At 37.9% G+C, this 24,419-nt stretch carries 22 protein-coding genes; 6 read left to right on the top strand and 16 right to left on the bottom strand.

Features of this window, described 5'->3' with window-relative positions; translation table 11 throughout:
- Nucleotides 1-85 precede the first annotated feature (85 nt).
- Nucleotides 86-2,227, bottom strand: coding sequence for a winged helix family transcriptional regulator (locus CXF76_RS07185; RefSeq protein WP_024589881.1), 2,142 nt, complete (start codon nucleotides 2,225-2,227; stop codon nucleotides 86-88).
- A gap of 294 nt (nucleotides 2,228-2,521) precedes the next feature.
- Here CXF76_RS07185 and CXF76_RS07175 point away from each other — a divergent pair, with 294 nt between their 5' ends.
- Together CXF76_RS07175 and CXF76_RS07170 are read left to right on the top strand one after the other, a co-directional pair.
- On the top strand, nucleotides 2,522-2,887 hold the full coding sequence (locus CXF76_RS07175) for a hypothetical protein (RefSeq protein ID WP_024589882.1): 366 nt from the start codon (nucleotides 2,522-2,524) through the stop codon (nucleotides 2,885-2,887).
- Between the two features lie 36 nt (nucleotides 2,888-2,923).
- Nucleotides 2,924-3,844 carry a TraB/GumN family protein gene (locus CXF76_RS07170; protein ID WP_101163337.1) on the top strand — a complete coding sequence of 307 codons (921 nt, stop codon included), beginning with the start codon at nucleotides 2,924-2,926 and terminating at the stop codon, nucleotides 3,842-3,844.
- A gap of 115 nt (nucleotides 3,845-3,959) precedes the next feature.
- Here the strand turns inward: CXF76_RS07170 and trpS are convergent, their stop codons facing one another.
- The 3 genes from trpS to rpe are packed head-to-tail and all read right to left on the bottom strand — an operon-like array spanning nucleotide 3,960 to nucleotide 6,345.
- Nucleotides 3,960-4,964 carry a tryptophan--tRNA ligase gene (gene trpS, locus CXF76_RS07165; RefSeq protein ID WP_024589884.1) on the bottom strand — a complete coding sequence of 335 codons (1,005 nt, stop codon included), beginning with the start codon at nucleotides 4,962-4,964 and terminating at the stop codon, nucleotides 3,960-3,962.
- Nucleotides 4,965-4,996: 32 nt separating this feature from the next.
- Entirely contained in the window at nucleotides 4,997-5,662 is a 666-nt protein-coding gene (locus CXF76_RS07160) for a phosphoglycolate phosphatase (protein ID WP_024589885.1), read from the bottom strand.
- The gene (gene rpe, locus CXF76_RS07155; protein ID WP_024589886.1) at nucleotides 5,662-6,345 is read right to left on the bottom strand and encodes a ribulose-phosphate 3-epimerase; all 684 of its coding nucleotides are present in this window, start codon (nucleotides 6,343-6,345) and stop codon (nucleotides 5,662-5,664) included. Before rpe ends, CXF76_RS07160 begins: the two co-directional genes overlap by 1 nt.
- A gap of 161 nt (nucleotides 6,346-6,506) precedes the next feature.
- Here rpe and CXF76_RS07150 point away from each other — a divergent pair, with 161 nt between their 5' ends.
- Nucleotides 6,507-6,809 (top strand): hypothetical protein, encoded by a 303-nt coding sequence (locus tag CXF76_RS07150; protein ID WP_024589887.1) that lies wholly within the window; start codon nucleotides 6,507-6,509, stop codon nucleotides 6,807-6,809.
- A 3-nt stretch (nucleotides 6,810-6,812) separates the two neighbouring features.
- Nucleotides 6,813-6,998 carry a DUF2970 domain-containing protein gene (locus CXF76_RS07145; RefSeq protein WP_081709141.1) on the top strand — a complete coding sequence of 62 codons (186 nt, stop codon included), beginning with the start codon at nucleotides 6,813-6,815 and terminating at the stop codon, nucleotides 6,996-6,998.
- On the opposite strand, the gene CXF76_RS07140 is transcribed toward CXF76_RS07145, so the two are convergent.
- The 9 genes from CXF76_RS07140 to CXF76_RS07100 all read right to left on the bottom strand — a co-directional run bounded on the left by CXF76_RS07140 (nucleotide 6,955) and on the right by CXF76_RS07100 (nucleotide 15,873).
- The gene (locus tag CXF76_RS07140; protein ID WP_024589888.1) at nucleotides 6,955-7,812 is read right to left on the bottom strand and encodes a Dam family site-specific DNA-(adenine-N6)-methyltransferase; all 858 of its coding nucleotides are present in this window, start codon (nucleotides 7,810-7,812) and stop codon (nucleotides 6,955-6,957) included. The genes CXF76_RS07145 and CXF76_RS07140 overlap by 44 nt on opposite strands.
- A gap of 53 nt (nucleotides 7,813-7,865) precedes the next feature.
- Nucleotides 7,866-9,209 carry an SPOR domain-containing protein gene (locus tag CXF76_RS07135; protein WP_101163336.1) on the bottom strand — a complete coding sequence of 448 codons (1,344 nt, stop codon included), beginning with the start codon at nucleotides 9,207-9,209 and terminating at the stop codon, nucleotides 7,866-7,868.
- Entirely contained in the window at nucleotides 9,210-10,280 is a 1,071-nt protein-coding gene (gene aroB / locus CXF76_RS07130) for a 3-dehydroquinate synthase (protein WP_010553793.1), read from the bottom strand.
- 27 nt (nucleotides 10,281-10,307) lie between these two features.
- Nucleotides 10,308-10,826: a shikimate kinase AroK gene (aroK, locus tag CXF76_RS07125; RefSeq protein ID WP_004589350.1), complete on the bottom strand. Its 519-nt coding sequence runs from the start codon at nucleotides 10,824-10,826 to the stop codon at nucleotides 10,308-10,310.
- 184 nt (nucleotides 10,827-11,010) lie between these two features.
- Nucleotides 11,011-13,116: a type IV pilus secretin PilQ gene (locus tag CXF76_RS07120; protein WP_024589890.1), complete on the bottom strand. Its 2,106-nt coding sequence runs from the start codon at nucleotides 13,114-13,116 to the stop codon at nucleotides 11,011-11,013.
- Nucleotides 13,103-13,642 (bottom strand): pilus assembly protein PilP, encoded by a 540-nt coding sequence (locus CXF76_RS07115; protein WP_007586272.1) that lies wholly within the window; start codon nucleotides 13,640-13,642, stop codon nucleotides 13,103-13,105. The genes CXF76_RS07120 and CXF76_RS07115 overlap by 14 nt, the downstream gene beginning before the upstream one ends.
- The gene (locus CXF76_RS07110) at nucleotides 13,639-14,244 is read right to left on the bottom strand and encodes a type 4a pilus biogenesis protein PilO (RefSeq protein WP_007586270.1); all 606 of its coding nucleotides are present in this window, start codon (nucleotides 14,242-14,244) and stop codon (nucleotides 13,639-13,641) included. The genes CXF76_RS07115 and CXF76_RS07110 overlap by 4 nt, the downstream gene beginning before the upstream one ends.
- Nucleotides 14,234-14,806 carry a PilN domain-containing protein gene (locus CXF76_RS07105; RefSeq protein WP_007586268.1) on the bottom strand — a complete coding sequence of 191 codons (573 nt, stop codon included), beginning with the start codon at nucleotides 14,804-14,806 and terminating at the stop codon, nucleotides 14,234-14,236. Before CXF76_RS07105 ends, CXF76_RS07110 begins: the two co-directional genes overlap by 11 nt.
- Nucleotides 14,794-15,873, bottom strand: coding sequence for a pilus assembly protein PilM (locus CXF76_RS07100; protein ID WP_024589891.1), 1,080 nt, complete (start codon nucleotides 15,871-15,873; stop codon nucleotides 14,794-14,796). The genes CXF76_RS07105 and CXF76_RS07100 overlap by 13 nt, the downstream gene beginning before the upstream one ends.
- Before the next feature lie 130 nt (nucleotides 15,874-16,003).
- On the opposite strand from CXF76_RS07100, the gene CXF76_RS07095 reads away from it, so the two are divergent.
- Nucleotides 16,004-18,496, top strand: a complete 2,493-nt coding sequence (locus CXF76_RS07095; RefSeq protein ID WP_024589892.1) for a penicillin-binding protein 1A — start codon at nucleotides 16,004-16,006, stop codon at nucleotides 18,494-18,496.
- A 64-nt stretch (nucleotides 18,497-18,560) separates the two neighbouring features.
- On the opposite strand, the gene metL is transcribed toward CXF76_RS07095, so the two are convergent.
- Nucleotides 18,561-20,906: a bifunctional aspartate kinase/homoserine dehydrogenase II gene (gene metL / locus CXF76_RS07090; RefSeq protein WP_024589893.1), complete on the bottom strand. Its 2,346-nt coding sequence runs from the start codon at nucleotides 20,904-20,906 to the stop codon at nucleotides 18,561-18,563.
- A 5-nt stretch (nucleotides 20,907-20,911) separates the two neighbouring features.
- A complete protein-coding gene (gene metB / locus CXF76_RS07085; protein WP_010553801.1) occupies nucleotides 20,912-22,159 on the bottom strand; it encodes a cystathionine gamma-synthase in 1,248 nt (415 codons plus the stop codon).
- Nucleotides 22,160-22,448: 289 nt separating this feature from the next.
- Between metB and metJ the strand changes: the two genes are divergently transcribed.
- Nucleotides 22,449-22,769: a met regulon transcriptional regulator MetJ gene (metJ, locus tag CXF76_RS07080; RefSeq protein WP_007586263.1), complete on the top strand. Its 321-nt coding sequence runs from the start codon at nucleotides 22,449-22,451 to the stop codon at nucleotides 22,767-22,769.
- A gap of 82 nt (nucleotides 22,770-22,851) precedes the next feature.
- On the opposite strand, the gene CXF76_RS07075 is transcribed toward metJ, so the two are convergent.
- Entirely contained in the window at nucleotides 22,852-24,093 is a 1,242-nt protein-coding gene (locus CXF76_RS07075; protein WP_007582028.1) for a malic enzyme-like NAD(P)-binding protein, read from the bottom strand.
- Nucleotides 24,094-24,419 lie beyond the last annotated feature (326 nt).

Genomic DNA, 24,419 nt, shown 5'->3' with positions numbered 1-24,419 from the left:
TAAGCGAATTGGTATAACAATCGAAAATGTTATTAAAGAAAAACAACACACTGCTACAAACTTAATCTAAAAAGATAGACACGCCCTAGTCGTTCCAACTTATCTGTATTATTTGCATGTCTTTATATTTCGATTCTGTAAATAAAATCTGATTGTTATTACTAATAAAAAATGCGATGGGTTTAAAATCCACGTGCACATCTTTTACTGTTTTATCTTCTAAATTAAGCCTAGCAACTCTTGAAATTGCATCAGAGTAGTAAAGGTAATTACCATTAATGGCAAAAACTTGTGCTTGTCGCGCGTCTTTAGGCAATTCCCAACTCTGTTTATTTGATAATTTAATTAACTGATTATTAGTAATTGCATAATTAGTACCGTCAGCGCCTGAAATTAATTTGTTGGCTTTAACATCCTCTAATATAGTTGTGTCTCGGGTTAATAAATTAAACTGAGCAAATAGATTTTCTGAACCACTTCGCTCTAAATAAATTATACTTTCATTATCTTTAGACCATACATAGCTTAGTATTTTTCGCCCTTCAAACTCAGCTATGGTATAGAGTTTGTTCGACATAACGTCAAAAAATGCAATATCACTATTAACTCTTAATAAAACACGATCTTGCTTACTCGATACCCTTAGTCCGCCAATAGCAAAGGTAGATTTACCTTCATAAGTAAAGTTACTAAGTTGCTTTGTAAGTCCATTTTGAGATAACCACAACTGACTGCTACCAGAGCGCTCGGATACAAAAATATGCGCTGGCCCTTTCTCATTAATGACTTCTGCAATGATGTAGTCGTCTTCATCACTTTTGTAGAGTGCTTCATACTCAGGAGTATCGCTAAAAAGATTAGTCGCTTTAATTAACGAAAATGTTTGTGTTTTATTTGCTGAGTAAAAAAGGCTATTAGCAGATTGAACTGCAATATAATAAGGTGAAATTGCTGGGGTAACCGTTAGTGTGCGTTTAATAATATTATTTTCATCAAACACAATGGTTGAAAGATCAGAGTCTTCAAAAACAATCACGCCTTTATCGTCTGCAAGCCAATCAAACGCGAAGCTAATTATGCTTTTCTTTGCTTTAAATAACCGCTTGGTTTCATGGGTCTCAAAGTTGTAGCTAAATACAGAAAAAGGCTTACCCTTTTGACTAAGTACATATGCTATTTTACTACCAGAATGAGATAAACGAGGCATGATTACGCCATACATGACGCCTGGTGGTGGGATCACTATGAATTCTTTTTTAAGTTCTAAATCATATTTATATAAACCTGAACCCTCATGCTCATTTTTATATTCGGTGTAATAAATATGCTCACCACTTTCGTCTACTTGCGCATAACCTGTGTATCTAAGGTCGCACTTTTTAATTAATGTAGCCTTTCCTATAACAGGAAACTGGCTTAAATCAACCAGTACCATTTCACACTTTTGCTGCTTTAAGTTTGTCGCTTGTAACAACACAGAGTGCTGATTTAACTGCCACGATAAAATGGATACTTGAAAGCCAGGATAGGTAATTTCAACTTCCCTTTGATCAGATAGTCGTTTTACAAATGCATGCATTACGTCATTTTCAGGTTCAACATTTGTATAAGCTAAATATTGTTTATCTGAGGACATCTCAGGATGAACCTCACTGCCTATATTCCACGTGCTTGCTACCTTATTAACCGTGATCTGTTTAATCTTTTCACTAGAAGGTGTATTAATAAAAAACAACCCAAACCATACTAAAAAGCACAGGCAAATAATGGCGAATAAAGAATAAATCAAAAACTTTTTACTATTCGTTCTTTGAACTGGTTGCGAAATAGTTGCAGTAGCTATCTCTTCATTTTTGGCAGAAATACCCGGAGAGTCAGGCAAAATGTTTGCAGGCTCTTTCGAAACGTTTGCTTGCGTTAAACGCTCAGGTATTACCGTTAGGCTATATCCTTTACGGTAATGCGTTTTTAAAAGCGGCGCTTTTTCAATTGGGTGGGCAAGCTGCTTTCTTAACTCTGAGATTGCACGGTTAATCGCATTATCGTCAACAAAGCTTTGTTGCCACACACTCTCAATAAGCTCTTGGCGGGAAACGATTTGTTGAGGCTTATCTATAAAGTGGAGTAATAACTTTACTAAAAGTGGATCTAATTCCCTTTCTAAATGGTTTGAAGTAATCACACAGCGATTACTAATAAATTGCCAAGGTCCGATTTGATAATTCATAGTCTTTACGTATTTTTATTTTTATTTTTATTTTTATAAACCGTATCACATCTACACTTTATTTTATAGAAAAAGCATTTTAAACCTTATATTAGCATTATAAGGTTTAAAGCTAACATACTAAATTTAAACAATTATTTAGCTTTAAAACCTTATCTATTAATTGCTCATAACTAGATAAGCGACTCTTAATAAATTCAGCGATATTCTTTAAACCGTCATCAACAAGCAGCTTAGTAAAAAATCATTTGTGATTCTAAATTGGCTGCAGCAAAAAATATAAAAGGTTTAATTATGAACAGCACAATGAAAAAAGTACTACCGGCTTTACTACTAGCAACTGCTTTTAATACTACTTCAGTTATTGCAGCTGACACTAAACAAAACACCGTTCAAAATAATTTTGAGAAATGCATGATTGGTGAAAGCATAAAGGCAATTAACCCTGTTAATCAAAAACTACAAAAAACAAACAAAATAGACGCTTCTGAGTCTTTAAAAAGTAATGTTGATAAGCAGACATTACTTTCTTCAATAGATAAAAAAATATCAGCTGAGCTTGACTCTTCAATGAGCAAAATAAACTCGCAAATTGATAAAAATCTTTCAAAGGTAACATCGTCAATCACTACATATTTCAGCAATGTGTTATCGAACTAAAAACAATAAAATTAAAAGTTACATTAAGGAATTATCATGAAAAAGTTCACAAAAAAATTAGTATCTGCCAGCGTATTAATTAGTTGCAGCCTTTTAGCAAATACAGCACAGGCTCAAAGCTCTGTATGGCAAGTAAGCAATGGTAATGACTCACTATTTATTGGCGGTACAGTTCACATACTACCTAAAGCTGAAATGCCACTACCCGCTGAGTTTAACCATGCTTATGAACAAGCAGATACAATTATTTTAGAAGCACCGTTACCTGACCCAGCCGACACCAATGCACAAATGCAAATGTTAGGTGCGCTATCGTATACAAATAACGAAACGTTGAGTCAAAAGCTAGAACCCGAGATTAAGGCTTTACTTGAAAATAAGCTTAGCGAGTTTGGCGCTAACCTAGCTAAGTTAGACGGTTTTCGCCCTGCTATGGTTAGTATTGTCTTAATGTCGATGGAGCTTCAAAAGCAAAATTTAATGGGTGAAGGGGTTGATGCTTACTTTACTAAAAAAGCGACTGAAGATAACAAAACAAAAAATTACTTAGAAACAATCGAATTTCAGTTAGAGTTTTTTAAAACAATGGGTCAAGGCAACGAAAACGATTTCATTAAACGTAACTTAGCCGAGCTTCACAACTATGGCGATATGTTTAAAGGACTTTTAGCTGCCTGGCGCAAAGGTGATACAGACACACTGAATAAAGTGGCACTTGAAGATATGCAGCAAAATGATCCGAATAGCTATAAACAAATCATTACAGATAGAAATAATGATTGGTTACCAAAAGTAGAAGCCATGTTTAACAACGACAAAAATGAGTTTGTACTTGTTGGAGTTGCCCACCTTGCAGGACAAGATAGTTTACTTACCTTACTTGAAAACAAGGGCTATAAAGTTTCTCTAGTTGATATTGATAGCACGGCAGATATAACAGTAAGAGGGGCTGAATAATGGATAAAACAGATAAACTAGCGATATCGCTACTGTTTCTATTTGGGTCTATCATGTTGATATGTGCTATATAAAAAATGCCGCTAACAAGCGGCATTTTTTTATTTTAATAAACTTACCCGCGAGGAATAAAACCAAGCGCATCGTATACCGATTTCAATGTTTTCTCAGCACGTACACTTGCTTTTTCAGCACCTGATTTCATTATGCTATTAAGTAGGTTTTGATCTTCTCTGATCTCTTTAAAACGGGCTTGAATTGGCTCAATCATATTTACAACTGCATCTGCTGTATCTTTCTTTAAATGGCCATACATTTTATCTTCATACTCAGGAACTAGGTCTTCTATTGAGCGCTTAGTTGCAACACTCAATAAAGTAAGCAAGTTTGATACACCAGGCTTTTCTGTGCGATCAAAATAAATACGTGCTTGTTCATCTGAATCAGTTACTGCTTTTTTAAGCTTTTTCACAATTTGCTTTGGCTCATCTAATAACATGATATAACCATTTGGGTTTTCGTCAGACTTAGACATCTTTTTAAGTGGGTCTTGCAAGCTCATTACGCGTGCACCAAACTCAGGAATGTACGGCTCTGGTAATTTAAATACGTCGCCGTATAAATTATTAAAGCGTGTGGCTATATCGCGAGTCAGCTCTAAGTGTTGCTTTTGATCTTCACCAACGGGTACTTGATCAGCTTGGTATAATAAAATATCCGCAGCTTGCAATACCGGATATGAAAATAAGCCCACGTTTACGTTATTTGCATGCTTAGATGACTTGTCTTTAAACTGAGTCATTCGATTAAGCTCACCCATTTGCGCGTAACAATTTAATACCCACGCTAACTGTGCGTGCTCAGGTACTTGTGATTGTACAAATAACGCAGATTTTTCAGGATCAATGCCACATGCCGCGTAAAGAGCAATACCATCCAACACTCGAGAGCGCAGTAACTCAGGCTCTTGGCGAACCGTAATAGCGTGTAAGTCTACTAACATAAAGAAACTTTCGTGGTCTTCCTGTAACTTTAGCCACTGGTTAATAGCGCCAACATAGTTGCCTATTGTCATACCACCGGTTGGCTGAATGCCGCTTAAAACTACTGGTTTACTCATGATTTTCCTTTATTTTGCTTAATTAATAATATTTAACGCTGCGTTAGAACAGGTATTATATCTAAGAAGTGATCGCATAGGTACTGTGGATTATAATCCTCAAGATTTTCACCTTGGTTATAGCCATAACTAAGTGCAATTACGTCTATATTAGCGGCTTTAGCTGCAAGTATATCGCTTTTAGAATCACCTATCATTATTGCTTTATTAGGCTCTGCATTTAGTTTTTTGCAGGCAAATAGCAATGGCTCTGGCGATGGTTTTTTTGCCATGTCGTCACCGCATACAATCACATCAAAATGACTCGTTAGTGCCAGTTTATCAAGTAGTTTTTCTGTGAATATTCGAGACTTATTAGTGATTAATGCTTTAGGCATACCACGAAGTGCTGCAAGCCCGGTTTCTACATGTTGGTACAAAACACTATACTCACCAACTTGTTGTTCATAGTGCTTATAAAACTGTAATATTGCTTTACTACTAAGTGACTCATCTAGATGTGCACTCACTTGCATATCGCCACTCAAAGCGCGTTTAACGAGGACTTCAACCCCATTACCGACCCAGCTTTCAACCAAGCGTTGACTAACAATAGGGAAAGCAAGACTGCTCAAGGTTAAATTAATAGCAATATACAAGTCGTAAACGCTATCAACCAAAGTACCATCTAAATCAAATAAGGCGACGTCGTACTTCATTATTTTACACTTCCAAGCTGTTTACGCATTTGGTCAATCACAACCTTGTAATCTGGTTGATTAAAAATAGCTGAGCCTGCAACAAACATATCAGCACCCGCTTGTGCTGCTGCAGCAATATTATCGACTTTAATACCCCCATCAACCTCTAAGCGAATATCTCGGCCTGACTCAATAATACGCTGTTTTGCTTGGCGTAATTTTTCAAGCGTATGAGGTATAAAGCTTTGCCCGCCAAAACCTGGGTTAACCGACATAAGTAAAATGGTATCTAGCTTATCAATAACATGGTCCAAATAACTTAGGCTTGTTGCTGGGTTAAACACTAAGCCTGCTTTACAGCCGTGATCTTTTATTAACTGTATTGTACGATCGACGTGCTCACTAGCTTCTGGATGAAAAGTAATAATTGATGCGCCAGCCTCTGCAAACAATGGAATAAGACTATCTACAGGCTTAACCATTAAATGTACGTCGATAGGTGCTGTAATGCCGTAACCTCTTAGTGCTTTACACACCATAGGACCAATTGTGAGATTAGGTACATAGTGATTATCCATTACATCAAAGTGAACCACGTCAGCGCCCGCTTCGAGTACTTTATCAACATCTTCGCCTAGTTTTGCAAAATCAGCAGACAAAATAGAAGGGGCTATTAAATATTTTTGCTCTGGGTTAAACATGATTAACTCCATCAATAAATAGTGTATTGCGTTAATGTAACTTAATTGAAGATGTTACCCAAGTAATATGGCGTAATAGCCCCTATTTCAGGTAACTTTAAGTTTGATTTTTAATCAATATTTGCTATGATTAAAAAAGTAACAAATTATTGGATTTCATCATGCGTGCTTTTAAAACTGGGATATTAATTGCGTCGGCATTACTGCTTATCGGGGCGTTTAGCTTTGGTTCAAGCTCTGAGCAAGAATTAAGCTCAGTAGGTAATTGTCATAATACACAAGTGGTAAGTCCTCAAAACACATTAACTACAATCACGTGTATTAAAGCTGAAGAAGAGTCATCGTGGTTTTCGTGGTTAACTGGCGATAGCCGTAGTGCTCAGTTTCATTACCTCGATTTACTAGAGCTACTTACTAGCTCCGATGATTCTAAAAACACTCCATCTTTAAAACCTTTATTTTAAATAATGCTGCAATTTTTTAGTGCGTTGCAAAGTGTGCTAGCAGCATTTTTTGGTGTTCAATCTGAAAATAAACGCCAAGTCGATTTTAAACAACACTCTCCTATCTCTATCATCCTAATTGCGATTGTACTATTTATTGCTTTTGTTATCGCAATTTACGCAGTGGTTGCTTGGGTGCTAAATACATAGCCATCAACTCGTCAACTTTATTTCTAGAGCCACCTTTGGGGCTAATAGTGCGCTTTACTTGAATTTGATCAAGTGATGCTTGGCTATAAATTTTTCGAGTCCATACGGTATCGTGATTAGAGATAAGCACTGGTGTATCATTTTCAAAGGCAGCCTTCTCAGCCAGATTAGCCAAATTAGCCTGATCATCTAAATTAAACCCCCCTTTAGCGTAAGACGTAAAAGAAGCTGTTTTACTTAATGGTACATAAGGTGGGTCGCAATAAATAACTGCATTGTTAGGCACTAACTTAAAAACGTCATCGTAATCTAAACAGGTAAAGGTTGCTTTTTGTGCTTTTTCAGCAAAAAAATACATTTCTTTTTCAGGAAAGTAAGGCTTTTTATATTTACCAAAAGGCACATTAAAAATACCTTTTAAATTATACCTACAAAGTCCGTTGTAACCATGGCGGTTCATGTATAAAAACAATATTGAACGTTCATATACATCACGACTTTGATTAAACTGCACACGATATTCGTAATAAGCATCTGCGTGATTATTCAAATCTACAAATAACTTTTTAGCGTCACTAATCAGCTCATCTGGAGAGCTTTTTAGCTCTTTGTATAAGTTAATTAAGTCTGCATTTATATCGTTGAGAATATAGTGTTTAAAGTCACTATTTAAAAACACAGAGCCTGCACCAACAAAAGGTTCAACCAACGTATCAGCATGCTTGCTAGCTTGGTTTAATCGCGCATTAATATTTTCAACTAGGCTGTATTTTCCGCCGGCCCATTTAAGGAAGGCTCTACTCTTTTGCTGCATTGGCTCTTTACTTCAATCTGGTGTTGCGCGATTTTACACTAAAGCAGTGTGTTTTACTGATCAACGAGTGCTATTTCTTGCTTTATTTTACTAATTTTTTTATAGAAAGGTTTATTTTTTCTAACCTCAGCAGATAAAGTATCCATTGCTGATTTTGCTTCGTTTATACTTTCAAAACTGCCAAATGTAACAACCCACCATATTTTATTATTTCGCTTTGTTTGGTAAGTATGAGTTTGCTGCTGTAGATTGAATTGAGCAATAAAATTATCGCTAACTTCCTGCTGAGTTACGGCTAATAATTGAATAACACTATTTGTATCTATTTGCTGCATGTACCATATATTATTTTGGCTACTCTGGGTTTGCTCTGCTGTATTTACTTTTAGAGCTTCAGATTTAACGTCACTTGATACACTGCTTTTATTATTAGTACTATCATCAACATCATTGTCTAATACGTTAACGGTATTCGTAGGTTCGGTAAGGCTTTGCATGATGGCAGGCACATCATTAATGTGTACACGCTCTGCTTTAATATCTGGCTCAACAACTTTGGGGTCATTTAAGTTAATTATTGAGTCATTTTTCTTTATAGCCGGCTCACTTACTTGCTCTATAGATATTGCTGTATTTATTACTTGTGTTTCTTCTTGCTGATAATACTGTTGCCACCACTGTGTCATATCCGACTTATAAAGCAGACCAATAATTAAAAACATAATCAGCAACATCAAAATCAATAAGTGTAATCGCCAAGACACTTTGTCTTTTACAATAATATCGGCTATGTGCTCACTAGGTTGCCAAGCAAGCAATAAGCTGGGATTACCGTGAGCCTCAGCTAAAAAAGTACTAAATACAGGGTCTTCATCATAGGGTAAGTCTGTAAAGTACCACTGCAATAACATCTTGCTTTCTCGAAGCGTTAGCGGCTCCAAATAAATTTCAACAGCGTTATTTAAAGCCAGTTTAGACTGTGAAGCTATTATAATATATAGCGTATTTGGGCTGTTTTTAGAAAGTAACTCAAGCTCAATTAACATCTCATCAGATAATTGCCTACCGCCATCAAGTTCCCATAAACATGGCCCGCATGGTTGCTGCTGCAGTAATTGGTAATAGTTTTCAGGTAAACTTAAGTTATGATCAATCAGGGGAGAGTTAAAGCTTTGCTCTAATAACTCACTCATTAGCTGAGCGTCAGTCATTTGTGCACTTACTTGCACAAAGGCTTTATTAAAGTCGTTGTATTTATCTGTAATGAAGGTTTCGAGCATATAACTTTTACCTAGCCCAGAAGTGCCAAGTAAAACAATTAAATTTTGCCCGTACTCAAATTGCAGTGCGATTCTATCCACCAAAGCCGCACGGCTTGGTAAAATTTGTGACTGCATTTACTGCTCGATTAAGTCTCTAACTTGATCATCAGATACATTATCAACTAATGCACACTGGCCAAATTGGGTAGGTAGAATAAAGCGGATAGTGCCTTTTTTATTCTTTTTGTCTTTACGCATATGCGTTAAAAACTGCTCGCTAGTCATTTGCTTTGGAATTTCTGTTGGTAAATTATATAGCTCAAGCAGCTTAATAATTCGATCAACTTCATCTGCGCTTAAATCTTGGCGTGTCTTGGCAAGTTTAGCTGCTAATACCATTCCTGTTGCAACAGCTTCGCCGTGTAACCAAACGCCATAACCCATCTGTGCCTCAATTGCATGGGCAAATGTATGGCCTAAGTTTAACAAAGCCCGTAAGCCATGTTCTTTTTCATCTTGAGCAACTATAAGCGCTTTTATTTCACAACATCTAAAAATGATATGCTGTAAGCATGCTTCATCTAGTTGCTGTAAATTAGTCACATTTCGCTCTAAATAGGCAAATAATTCGGTATCGTAAATCAGACCATACTTAATTACCTCAGCCATACCTGCTGCAAACTCTCGTGCAGGTAGAGTGTGTAATGTTTGCGTATCAATAAAAACCGCTTGAGGCTGATAAAATGCCCCTATCATATTTTTACCTAACGGATGATTTACTGCCGTTTTTCCACCTACCGATGAATCAACCTGTGAAAGCACTGTCGTTGGTATTTGAATAAACGGTACGCCGCGCTGATAACAAGCCGCTACAAAACCAGTTAGGTCACCTACAACACCGCCACCTAACGCAATTAAACACGTATCTCGGCCACAGTTATTTTGTAGTAAAAATGCTGATATTTTTTCAAACCATTCCAATGATTTATATTGCTCACCGTCAGGAATAATAAAAGATAGCGGATTTAGATCAGCTAATGAATCAAGTAACCTTTGCAAATATAAAGGCGCTATTGTGTCATTAGTAATGATGATAGGCCGACAATCACCAATGTGGTGAACCAGGCGGCCATTATCTTGAAGTGCAGATTGCCCAATATAAATAGGATAACTTCGCTCGTCCAAATTAACAGTTAATTTAAGCATGCTTGGCTATTCCTTTATTATTGGTTTTTAAAAATCTAATTTCTCGATGATTTGGTTAGCAACAACTTTAGCGCTTTGCTCATCGGTACGTACAACAAAATCAGCAACTTCTTTGTATAGTGGCTCGCGTTCTTCTGCTAAGCGCTCTAGTACGTTACGAGGTGCTTCTTCAGTTTGCAGTAATGGGCGACGCTTGTCGCGTTGCGTGCGTGCAACTTGCTTCTCTATAGGTGTCTCTAGGTATACAACGATACCTCGAGCCGAAAGCTTGTTTCGAACTTCTTTGCTCATTACTGAACCACCACCGGTAGCAAGTACAATACCTTGCATCTCGGTTAAATCGCCAATAACAGACTCTTCTCGAAGTCTAAAGCCTTCTTCACCTTCAAGATCGAATACCCATGCAATATCTGCACCTGTGCGGCGTTCGATTTCTTGATCAGAATCAACAAATTCAAGGTGTAATTGGTCAGCGATGTGACGACCAATCGTGCTTTTGCCAGCCCCCATGGGGCCAACTAGAAATATATTACGTTTCTCAGCCATATCTTTTAGTACAAACAAACTCTAAAATTTGAAATAAAACCCCGCCTAACGACCTGGCCCCAAAATTAAGGAGGGGATTATCTCAGTAATTGCGGGGGTATTTCAAGTCAATTAGCATAAAAAGCCATATAACGAGCAATTAATCTAAATAATCACCCGTTGGTTAACATAAAACCACTGTATTTTAATCAATTTGTATTTTTGGTGTCACAAAAATAAGTAATTCACGCTTTTCATTAAACTCACTTGTGGTTTTAAATAGTCTTCCTACGTAAGGAATGTCACCTAAAATTGGCACTTTACTCGTAGTATTAATGATCTGCTGCTGGAAAATACCACCGAGTACTACGGTTTGTCCATTCTCAACTAACACTTGAGTTTGAATCTCTTGGGTATCAATAGACACTGCTTCACCTGTTCCCGTTTGTACAGTATCACCACGAGTATCTTGAGTAATAATTAAGTCTAGAATTACTTTATTATCAGGTGTGATATGAGGTGTTACTTCTAAGCTTAGTACCGCTTTTTTAAAGCTTACAGTAGTAGCACCACTTGAAGCTGACTCAGTGTAAGGGATTTCAGTACCTTGCTCTATTCGCGCTTTTTGCTGATTAGCCGCTATGATACGCGGGCTAGCAATAATTTCGCCTTTATTCTCTTCTTCAAGAGCACTTAGTTCTAAATCAATCAGCGTACCGTTAGCCAGCTTTGCTATGTGTAAGCCAATGCTAGCCGCAGGGTTAGTAATAGGTAAATTTACATTTAATCGGTCTGAAATACTTGGTGCATTTGAAGTAGATGTCGCATTATAAATACCTTCTGCGCCTTCAAGGGAGCCTGAAATACCAACACTACTGCCTTGATCACTAAAGCCCCAGCGTACGCCTAAGTCTTCAGTAACGTTATCGCGCACAGTTACCATTCGAGATTCAATTACAACCTGCTGTACCGGAATATCGAGCGTTTCTATCATCCGGCGAATGTTTTCTATACTCTTTACAGTATCTTTTACTAATAAGGTATTTGTACGCTGATCAACCGAAACACTACCACGGGCAGTTATGATGCTGTTCGTATCTGTTTTTAATAAGTCAGCAAAATTTTCGGCTTTAGCATAGTTTAATCGAATGTATTCACTATAGAGTGGCTCTAAGTCTTCAACTTGCTGTTTAGCTTTTAAATCTTTGGCTTCACGTGCCGCAAGCTCCTCTGCAGGCGCTACCATTAAAATAGAGCCATCCATGCGTTTGTCTAGCCCTTTAATACGCAGTACTACGTCAAGCGCTTGATCCCATGGTACGCCATCTAAACGCAGTGTTATATTACCTGTCACTGAATCACTGGTTACTAAGTTAAAATCGTTATAACCCGCAATAATTTGTAGTGCTGCTCGCACAGAGATATCTTGAAAATTTAAGGTCATAGGGCGACCTTGATACTCAACTCCACCATCTAAATAGGCGTTTTGCGTTTCATCTTTTTCTACCGTCAGCGTTAAAATATTATCTATTTGCTGATACGTAAATGTAAACTGAGCATTTGGCTCAATAACGACACGACTTAATCCGTCTTCTTTAAAAGTCTCGATATTACTTACAACAGTACCAAAATCTAATACATCTAATTCATAAAGTAGGTCATCTAAAATATCGGTGTGATGAAAGTCAGCGTAAATTTTCCCGCCACTTTCATGGACTTCAATTGCAGCTTGAGTGTCTTGTAGAAATACGAGTACTTTCGCTTCACCCTTTTCACCACGTCTAAAATCAATTGACTGGATACGGTTGATGTAATTTCCACTTACGTCACCTGAGTCCATCGCTACATCTTCATTTTCAGATTCTGTAAGAGGATTATCAGACACGCGTATTGATACTAAGTTGTTATGAACTTCAGTTTCATAAATTTTTAATCTATCTAAGTTTACCGTTACCTTTAAACCACTGTTAGTTAAAACATTAGTAACACTGCTAATTCCAGCTTGATTAACTTCAACATCATTTAAACCAACCTCTAACTCTGCGGTATCAAAAAACATTTCGATTCGGGCTGGGCTATTAAACACCTGAACTTTTGGCTCAAGCGTTAACTCTTCATCAAAAACAAGCTGTAACTCAGTTTCGCCTTTAAGTAATGGATTATAACGAACATCATAAAGTAACGGCCCTGCAACGGCTGAATTTACAGTGACTAAAGCAACAGCAGCCAGTAATGTTCGTGAAATACGATGAAGCCAAAGTACATCCTTATGCATGCTATTTTTACCTTTTTTATTATTAATTTGCGCCATCTGTTGCCGCCTCTAACATTTCTAATTTAGTCAAGCGCTCTTTCCAACAGCCAGACCCATCAGGGATTAATTCCACTAACTCTATATAGTCGTTACTTACTGTTTTTACTTTGCCATCATAACTACCAAGGTAATTCCCTACCGTTACACGATGCAAAGTAGCGTCAGCTGCTGTTATTAATGCCCATATTTGTCCACTAGAACCAATTGTGCCTTTCATTGCTAAGTTATCTAGCGGGTATTTTTCTAACGGTTCGCGGCGACGCTCTTGATCTGGGTGCAAACAGTTTTTTACTTGCGTTAATTTATTTTGGATTATCTCAGGCTGAGGCGCTACAAACGGACTACGTAGCTGACCAGCACTGTACTCAAATATTTCAAACTTTGTCAGCTCAGGAATTGATTCAACCTTTGGTGTTGTGCTTGCTTTTACCTGATCAATAAATTCTTTTTGCTCAGACGTATCATCATTACAACCACTCAAAACAAACACCATTACTACAGGTACTACGCGAAGGAGCTTCATTTTTTAACCCCTTCTTCATAGCGATATGTTTTTGCAACAACACTAAATGTTAACTGTTTATCGCCCGATGATAAAATAGAAAAGTCATGTAAGCTTACAATTCGTGGTAACTGAGCTACTTTACCCACAAACTCACCAAATTCATGGTAGGTCCCTATCACTTCTATTTTAATCGGTAATTCAGTATAAAATTCTTTCTCGACTTCTGGTAACCAACCTATTTTTAAAAAAGTCAGACCACTTGTTGTGCCAACATACGACAAATCATCAAGTAAACCAGGGGTTTCGTTAGAGGTAGGTAAACGTTTTAATAATTGTGAAAACTTATCTTCCATTTCAATCATTTGTTGACGGTAGATCTCAAGCTTACTCGCGACTGCGTATTTAGTGCGATAAGTTGTGCGTAACTCGACCTCTTTCGCAACTGCACTGTGGTAACTATCAATTTCATCAGAAACTAATAGGCTATAACTAAAAAACAATACAAGTCCGGCAACAAACGTACAGCAAATTGCTTTAACTGCAATAGGCCAATCGCCAATGTTATCGAGCTCTATTTCATTCCAATCAATTTCACTCAGTGCTTTAAAATCAAGGCTCATCGCTAACCTCACCAATTTTATCAAATGGTTTTACATAAAATTCCATATTAAAATCACTAAGTAAACGCGAAGATTGATCGCCTGCAACAATACCTTGCATTGAAGGATTCTCTAGTAAATATGAGCTTTGTACTTGGCGCAGCATTGTTGATAAACGGTTATTAGATTCACTGCGTCCCAATACATGTATTTGGCTGCCTCTGCGCTCGAGTTTTGTTAAGTAAACCCCACCCGGCACTATTTTGGCAACTTCATCCATTATTTGCGTACCCAAATTACGGCTGCTTTGTAATTCTTCAATGAGTCTCATACGCTGTTGTAAGTTTTCTTTTCTTTTATCTAAACTTCTAATTTCACTTATTTTTTTATCTAGCATGCTAATTTCTGAGCTTAAATAGTTATTCTTTAAGTTTTGACCGTCTTTTAATGCACTATAAAAAGAGCTTAATAAGTACATACTCGCAAAACAAAGTATAACGACACCAATAAGTATAGTTACAAATTTCTTTTTCGATTCTTCGCGCTGCGATTCACGCCAAGGAAGTAGATTTATATGTGGCATGTTGAAAAGCTCCTTAATGCCAACCCTGTCGCAATTGCAAACTGCGTTTTGTGACGCTGCATTACATTACGATCTACTTTTGGAGAAATTTCCATATTTTCAAAAGGCTCAGCAACGACAGAGTGAATACCTAGTTCTTCAATGAGTAATCGGTCAATACCTTTAATCATCGATGTACCACCCGTTAATACAATATAGTCGATTTGCTCTTTGCCACTGGTTGTTAAAAACATTTGCACCGCGCGTCGCACTTGTTGAAGTAACGAAGTTTGAAAAGGGGCTAATACTTCAAAGGTGTAGTTTGGCGGTAAATCACCTGATGTTTTACCAATTTCAGCTTCATCAAATCCTTTATTATAATAAGCAACGATACTATTTGTATATTGGTCGCCACCAAAAACTTGGTCACGTGTATAAATTGTTTCCCCTGCTTGAACAACGCTCACGAGCATTAAAACCGCACCAATATCAACCACAGCCACACATTTATTAAATGCGTCGCTAGGTAATTGTTGGTAATACACATCCATTGCACGACTTAATGCATAGCTTTCTACATCAACTATTTTAGCTTCTAAATTTGCAGCTTCTAAAGCGCCAACACGCGCTTCTACACTCTCAGTACGAGCAGCTGAAAGCAAAACATTCATTTTACTAGGATCGGCCTCATTCGTCGAAAGCTTCTCAAAGTCGAGGCTCACTTCATCAAGAGGATATGGAATTAAACTATCGGCTTCAATTTCAATTTGCGACTCAAGTTCAGCATCAGTTAACGATACATCCATGAAGATCACTTTTGTAATGACTGTTTGGCCAGAAACAGCCACTGCTGCAGATTTTAACGACTTTGGTAATTTTTTTCTTAATTTTGTAATTACGTTACCAATCGCTTCAATATCTTGAATTGTGCGCTCACTCATAGCGCCTTTTGGCATCGGCTCAATTGCAAGTGCTTCGAGTCGAAATCCAGTTTCAATTTCACGTAAAAGCACAGCCTTAATAGAGTGCGATCCAATATCAATTCCTACCATCATTTGGGACGGTTTTTGAAATAGTTGACTTAGCATGTTTCAACTTGGCCTTTGTTTTAATAATAAACAAGTTATAATTTTTATATGAAAAAATATTATTCATTTTTTAATCAATATATACTAGCAGTCAAAACTCGCAATTGGGAGTCCATTTAGGGAAATATAAGTGATTTTATTAAAACGAACTTTACAATTTTTTATCATTTGTGTGTTAATTGGTCTGATTACTTTGGTCAGCCTTTATTACTACGTTAAACCTGATATCCCCAGTGTGCAAGTTTTAAAAGACGTGCAATTACAAACTCCTATGCAAGTATTCACTAAAGATGGGCTTTTAATCAATCAATTTGGTGAAAAACGTCGTATTCCAGTGACTATTGATGAAATTCCTCAAACACTCATTAATGCATTTTTAGCGACAGAAGATAATCGATTTTACGATCATATAGGCATAGACCCTATTGGTATAGTACGTTCGGCTGTTGTTCTTATATCTACTGGCGAGAAAAAACAAGGTGCAAGTACTATTACTATGCAGCTTGCTCGTAATTTCTTTTTAACACGCGAAAAAGCATATATCCGTAAAGTTAAAGAAATATTTATAGCGCTTCATATTGAAGGAGTGTTAACAAAAGACGAAATCTTAGAGCTTTATCTTAATAAAATAGAATTAGGTAATCGTGCTTTCGGTATTGGTGCAGCAGCGCAAGTTTATTACGGTAAAGAGCTAAAAGATTTAACACTTGCACAAATGGCGATGATTGCAGGTTTACCTAAAGCACCTTCAGCTTTAAACCCAATTCGTAACCCAACGCGTGCAAAAGCACGCCGAAATGTAGTTTTAGGCCGTTTACTGACCGAAGACTATATAACACAAGAGCAATATAACGAAGCAACTAGCCAACCTATTACAGCTTATTTTCACGGTGCAGAAATAAACTTATACGCACCGTATATCTCTGAAATGGTGCGCGCTGAAATGGTTTCGCGCTATGGGGTAGATAAAGCCTACAACTCAGGTTTTAAAATTTTTACCTCAGTAGAGTCAAAGGTTCAAAAAGCAGCGCAAAACGCACTTGTAAATAACTTACACAGTTACGATATGCGTCATGGTTTTAGAGGTCCAACTGATGTTTTATGGAATCCTGAAACACAACCAGCTTTAACTGAGCAGCAAATACTCAGTAAATTACAGAGCGTAAATGAGTTAGGCACTTTAAAAGTTGCAGCAGTACTCAGTGTTAATAATAAAACAGCTACTGTATTACTTAAAAACGGTGAGCAAACAACCCTCACTTGGGATAGTTTAAAATGGGCGCGTAAGTATATTACTCGCTACCGCCAAAGCTTTGCTCCAAAAGCAGCTACTGATATTTTAACGCCAGGTATGCAAATATGGGTACGTCAAAACGAAGATAACAGCTACTTATTAAGCCAAATACCAGAAGCATCAAGCGCTATTGTATCCCTCGATCCACAAGACGGTAGAATAAAAGCTATTGTAGGGGGTTACAGCTTTGAGCAAAGTCAATACAACCGAGCGATACAAGCTAAGCGTCAAGTGGGTTCTAATATAAAACCTTTTATATATTCGGCAGCACTTGAAAAAGGTTACACGCTTGCGTCTATATTAAATGATGCACCTATAAACCAATGGGATAAGAGCCAAGGCGTAGCATGGCGTCCTAAAAACAGCCCTGCTGTTTACAATGGTCCTATTCGAATTCGCCGTGCTTTAGCACAGTCTAAAAACGTTATTTCGGTGCGCTTACTACGTGGTGTTGGATTGCAACGTACAGCTGACCACTTACTAAAATTTGGTTTTAAAGACGCTGACATTAATCGTAGTGAATCATTAGCACTGGGTAGTGCTTCTATTACCCCGCTTGAACTTGCAAGAGGCATGAGCACATTTGCCAACGGTGGTCACTTAATTGAACCTTACTTTATCTCAGAAATTCAAGATGCTTACGGCAATGTATTGTTTAAAGCAAACCCTGCTCTTGCCTGTGACGAAGAGCCTTTGCTAACACACAATGTACTCTCGATGCATAATAGTGATGATGAAATGGAGCAAACGAAAAAATGTGCGCCGAGAATTATTTCTAAGCAAAATGCATTTTTAATTGCTGACGCTATGAATAGTGCAATTTGGGGGGGTGGTAGCTGGGCTCATAAAACAGGTTGGAGTGGAACCGGTTGGCGAGCACAAGCGCTAGATCGTCGCGATATTTCGGGTAAAACAGGCACAACTAATGACTCAGTAGATACCTGGTTTAGCGGCTTTAATAGTAATGTGATGACCTCAGTTTGGGTTGGCTTTGATAATCCGGGCAACGCTCTTGGTCGCTCTACATATAATAACAACCTAGATAGCAGCCAAATATCAGGTGCGGAATCTGGCGCTAAAACCGCGCAGCCAGCATGGGTTGAATTTATGAAAGCGGCACTTGAAGGCAAGCCTGAAGCCCCAATTGAGCCGCCTGAGGGACTTGTTTCTATTCGTATTGATTTAGCTACTGGTTTATTAAGCCATAAAAATGACTACACGAGTCGATTTGAATATTTTGAAAAAGGTACTGCACCTACAAAGTATGTGCTATCTCAGCCTAACGATATATTTGAAGAAGACACTAAAACAGAAGAAGAGCTATTTTAATAATATGTATGTAATACAAAAACGGCAGCTTATTTAAGCTGCCGTTTTTGTTTAAACCAAAGTTTTATTTTAAGTTTTGAACAAGCCAATATAAATCAGAGTGCACACCCGCAGCGGTCACTTCCCTACCCGCTCCTGGCCCCTGAATCACTAATGCATTATCGCTATACCATTTGCTATTAATTACAAAAATATTATCGCCAGGTGTAAGGTTTGCTAACGCATCGCCATTAGGCACATACGCTATTCCCACTTTAGCAATTACTTCACCTTGTGTGATTTCTAACAAGCCCGTATATCTAAGTACTGAATTTTTAGACTTTGCTGTCACTGCATGCTCTTCGATGAACGCGTCTAGCTGTGCTTTTTTATTTAAAAAGTCATCCCAACTTCCCAGCGCAAGCTCATCTGGCATCAATGCTGATAAGCTAATATCGTCAAGTTCAAGCTCAACACCTAGCTCTCGGGCTAAAATAAGTAGCTTACGCTGCATATCTCGCCCAGATAAATCTTCGCGAGGGTCTGGCTCTGTGAATCCCATTTTCTGAGCTTCCAGTAGCAACTCAGAAAATGGCCTTGTTCCATCATATTTACTGCATAGCCACGAAAGCGTGCCTGAGAAAACACCTTCTATACGTGTTATTTTATCGCCACTATTTTGCAAATCAGCCAAAGCAAAGTTAATAGGTAAGCCAGCGCCTACACTGGTGTTATATCGCCAATGTAAATTACGTTCTGTAATATTACTACGAAGTGCTTTATACCAAGTAGTCGGTGCTGTTCCAGCGTATTTATTAGCACTAATTAAATGACAGTTTCTATCTACAAAGTCTGGATATAACAAGCTAAATTGTTCACTTGCGGTAATATCAATTACAATTTTATGCTCGTAATCGAGCTCATTTATAGCATTCAGTAAATCTGCAGATTGATAGCTATTTGCCTCATGCTGCCATTGAGTTTTCCATTGCTGTGTATTAATACCACTTGCATTAAACAGCATTTTTTTAGAGCGAATTAGACCGACTAATTTAATACTAAAGTCATCCGATAAACGCTCAAATTGTGCCGATAACTGTTTAATGAAAACGTCGCCAACGTTACCAAGCCCCGCAACTATAATTGCGATTTCTTGGCCTTTATTAATTAGCTTATCGTGTAAGTCACTTTGTATATCACTATCTATAAATTGATCGGTAAGCAATAAAGCATAGCCAGTATCTTGATGGACAAAACGAGGTTTTATGCTGTGGAGTTTTAATAAATCTAATGCTTGTAAGCTTAATGTATTAACGTCTTGCTCAGGCGCTACAATTGCACAACCGTTTAAATTTGACTCGCTAATATTTGCCCTACCCGCAAAATAATTAATAACCAGATAAGTTTGTGCTGCAGGTACTACTAAATACACTTCACCATTATGGTTAAAGTGATGAAGGCTATGCTGAATAAGCTGACTAACACTTGCAACCTCACCTTCACTTAATCCTTCAACCATTAATAGGTCAACATTTTGCAACGTAGTTATAAAGCGCTTTTTCTTCGCTGAACCTTCTTTTACTATATCTGTTGGACTTGCTTGTACGTCAAAACTACTGCGAACAGCTAGCTTAATATCTGTGTTTTTAAGAGGCGATAGTGTTTTTGCATGTAATACAGGGTTACCCAAACGAGCTAATAAATTAGCCTGCCCACGGCAAATTTTGCCGTATTTAATCGCTTTTTGTACCTTGCGAGGATCAGTGCTATACACCCCCTGTGTATCAGTCCAAATACATACTTGCTTAGCATTGCAATAATTTGCAAGTAGTGTTGCACTGTAGTCACTGCCATTTCGGCCAAGTGTTACAGTCTCGCCTTTGATATCTGCGGCAATAAACCCAGTAACAACATTTATTTTATTAGGCAAAATTAACTGCCCACATTGCTGCGCATTTTGCGCATGCATTAATTCGCCATCATTTAAGGTAAAAAGAGTACGTGCATCTTGAGCGCATGCCTCAATATTTAGCTGCTGTAAATAAGTAGCGAGTAAACGTGCTGACCACAGTTCGCCATGTGCAAGTAATGCAGCCTCTTTTAGCTGCTCAGCTTGAGCAAGTTCTGCAATATAGCTAAGTTCGATACTTAGTGTTTTAAGTGCACTTCGTTTGAAATCGGCTTCTAATAGCTGCTTTATTAAATCACTTTGATGGTTATTTAACTGCAGTAAAATATCAGCTACTGCTTGAGTATCTTGTTTTTGATAGCTTTGCCAAAGTAATACTAGCGTATCGGTTGTCTTACCCGCAGCCGATACCACCACACAATCACCCGGTTGAGTATGTGTAATTATTATTTTTGCTACGCTTTGGTATCGCTCACTTGAGCTTAAACTTGAACCACCAAATTTATGTACACAATTGACCATATTAATCACCAAAGCGCCGGACGGGCTGCACTTAATTTAACGTTCCCACCAGAAGTGCCTGCACCTTTGCCTACACGGCCAACATTTTTATTTTGCCCTGGTTTTACAAGTTCAAACACTCGCTCAAAATCAGCGACTAAATCGTGTATATCTTCAATACCTACCGAAATACGAATAAGCGTATCGCCCACACCCGCTTCTAAACGTGCTGTTGCCTCCATACCTGCGTGCGTCATAGTTGCAGGGTGACAAATTAAGCTCTCTACGCCACCTAGTGACTCAGCTAAACTAAACGTTTTAAGACTAGTTAAAAATGCCGCAGCGTCATTTATATCGCCTTTAATATCAAAACTAACCATGCCACCAAAACCAAGTTGCTGTGCTTTAGCCAGTTCATGTTGAGGATGTGACTCAAGACCTGGGTAGTAAACTTGGCTTACATATTCAGAGCTTTCAAGATACTTAGCTATTGCCAGTGCATTTTCTTGATGCTGCCTTAGGCGCACATTTAAAGTACGTAAACCACGAAGCGTTAAATAGCTATCAAAAGGCGCACCCGTAATTCCAATGTTATTAGCCCACCAAGCAAGCTCATCGCCTAACTCTTGTGTTGCGGCAATAACAGCGCCGCCTACTACATCTGAGTGTCCGTTAATGTATTTAGTGGTTGAATGCACCACAATATCTACACCAAACTTAATAGGGTTTTGTAAAGCAGGCGACAAAAACGTGTTATCTGCAGCCACCAATGCACCGCATTGCTTTGCAACATCGGTAACCGCTTTAATATCTGTTAAACGAAGTACTGGGTTACTTGGGGTTTCTATCCAAATAAGCTTAGGTTTAATTACTAAAATTTGTTGAAGGCTTTCTTCTTTTGTTAAATCTAATATTTCGAGCTTTAGTAGTCCGCGTTTTTGTAAAGATGTAAATAAACGATAGCTGCCACCATAACAATCATGTGGAATTACTAACGTATCGTCACTATTAAGTAGCTGAGTAGCTAAATGCACGGCAGCCATGCCTGTAGCTGTAATTATGCCACGAGCGCCACCTTCAAGCTTAGCAAGCGTCTCAGCTAAAATATCACGATTAGGATTACCGCTACGACCATAATCATACTCACGCTTAGTATCAAAGTCGGCAAACGAATAAGTAGTCGATAAATAAATTGGCGGTACCACCGCACCATGATGTTTATCAGCATCAACGCCGTTACGTACAGCAATGGTCGCTTTGTTTTTTTCGCTCATATTCGTCACCTGATTAATTTGGATGTTTAGACGTCTAAAAGAGTAAGTTATCCGTTTTGATAAGTCAAAGTATTTTAAAGCTCTAGATGGCTAAAAGTAGAAGAGGCCTCTGCGAATAACACATTTTAGCTCACAAAAGTGTGCTTATCTTTACACCTACAATAGGCTTATTAAGATAGATCTGTATCTATTATTTGACTATCTTTTTTAAATCGATAGAATTTCACGCATATTTACACGCTTTTTATACCGTGTGAGAAATTAATAATCTGAGGCAACGATACATCTTATGGCTAAATGGAATGGTGAGTATATTCACCCATACGCAGAACACGGTAAAAAATCAGAGCAAGTTAAAAAGATCACCGTTTCGATCCCGCTAAATGTATTAAAGGTATTAACTGACGAACGTACACGTCGTCAAATCAATAACCTTCGCCATGCTACAAATAGTGAATTGCTATGTGAGGCATTTTTGCATGCTTTTACTGGCCAACCTTTACCAAATGACGATGACTTACGTAAAGATAACGCCGAAAAAGTGCCAGAAGAAGTTAAAAAAATAATGCAAGAAATGGGTCTAGAAGTACCCGTTTTAAACGAAGAATAAATATTACAAAGACAAAAAAACCTCAGTAATTACTGAGGTTTTTTTATGTCTAAATTTTATTGCATAGCTCTACTGTATAGATTTACTGCATATAGTTTTCAGGTAGCTCAATTTGTGCAACACCTGACTCAATAGCAGCAAGTGCAACAGCTCTTGCTATACGCGGCAGTAAACGTGGATCCATTGGTTTTGGAATAATATACTGCGCACCAAATTCTAGTTTATCTACTCCAGCGGCTTTTAAAACTTCTGCAGGTACTGGCTCTTTGGCAATACTTCGAATAGCATCTACTGCAGCAATTTTCATTTCATCGTTAATAGCACTTGCACGTACATCAAGCGCACCACGGAAAATAAACGGGAAACATAAAACATTATTAACTTGGTTAGGGTAATCAGAGCGCCCTGTTGCCATGATTAAATCGTTGCGTGCGCCGTGCGCAAGTGCAGGATCAATCTCAGGATCTGGATTTGAACATGCAAACACAACTGGTTTTGCAGCCATTAGCTTTAAATCTTCAGCCGCTAATAAGTTAGGGCCAGAAACACCCACAAACACATCAGCATCTGCAATTACATCTTGCAATGTACGCTTATCGGTATTGTTAGCAAAAAGCTGTTTGTATTCATTTAAGTCATCGCGGCGGGTATGAATAACACCTTTGCGGTCAAGCATATAAATGTGTTCACGCAGTGCACCACACTTAATTAACAGCTCCATACACGCAACAGCGGCAGCGCCTGCACCTAAACATACAATAATTGCATCTTCAATTGACTTACCTTGTACTTCTAGCGCATTTAACATACCAGCAGCCGTAACAATGGCAGTACCGTGTTGATCATCATGAAAAACAGGAATACTACAACGCTCTATTAATGCTTTTTCTATTTCAAAACACTCTGGTGCTTTAATATCTTCAAGGTTAATACCACCGAATGTGTCGGCAATGTTGGCAACCGTATTAATAAAGTCTTCTGTTGTTTTGTGCTTAACTTCAATATCGATAGAATCAAGCCCTGCAAAACGTTTAAACAATAGCGCTTTACCTTCCATTACAGGCTTAGACGCTAAAGGACCTAAATTACCAAGGCCTAGAATTGCAGTACCATTAGTAATAACCGCAACCATGTTACCTTTACCAGTATATTTATAAGCATTTGCAGGATCTGCAGCTATTTCACGTACAGGTTCGGCAACACCTGGGCTATACGCAAGTGCAAGATCATGAGCCGTTTCAGCTGGTTTTGTAAGCTCAATGCTAATTTTACCTGGTACGGGATGTGAGTGGTAATGTAGTGCTTGTTCACGAAAGTCAGACATAACGCGATGGTATCCTGCAATTTAAGTTAAAGTGAGAGATGGAGTCTTGGGGTACGATACCCTTATTATTTTTAAATTCCAAGCAATATCAGGTCTATCCTGTTATATGCTATATCCTTTAATTTTAAGAGGTTTTTCAGTAACTTTGCAGGATTATATCAACATTTAATAAATAAAAATTCACCTAAAAAGTAAGTTTTAAGGTGCTTTTATGCCTATCAAAATCTTATAAAATGTATACTTAAAGTATCAGCATAAACTTAGAATAACAGCCTACTACCCTACTTTAAAAACAGATAAGCCCACGTTAGCTACTTTTATCAACC

Origin of the sequence: Pseudoalteromonas sp. 78C3 (assembly GCF_002836695.1) — a bacterium.
Classification (GTDB): Bacteria; Pseudomonadota; Gammaproteobacteria; order Enterobacterales; family Alteromonadaceae; genus Pseudoalteromonas; species Pseudoalteromonas arctica.
This window is presented reverse-complemented; position numbering and strand designations above follow the sequence as displayed.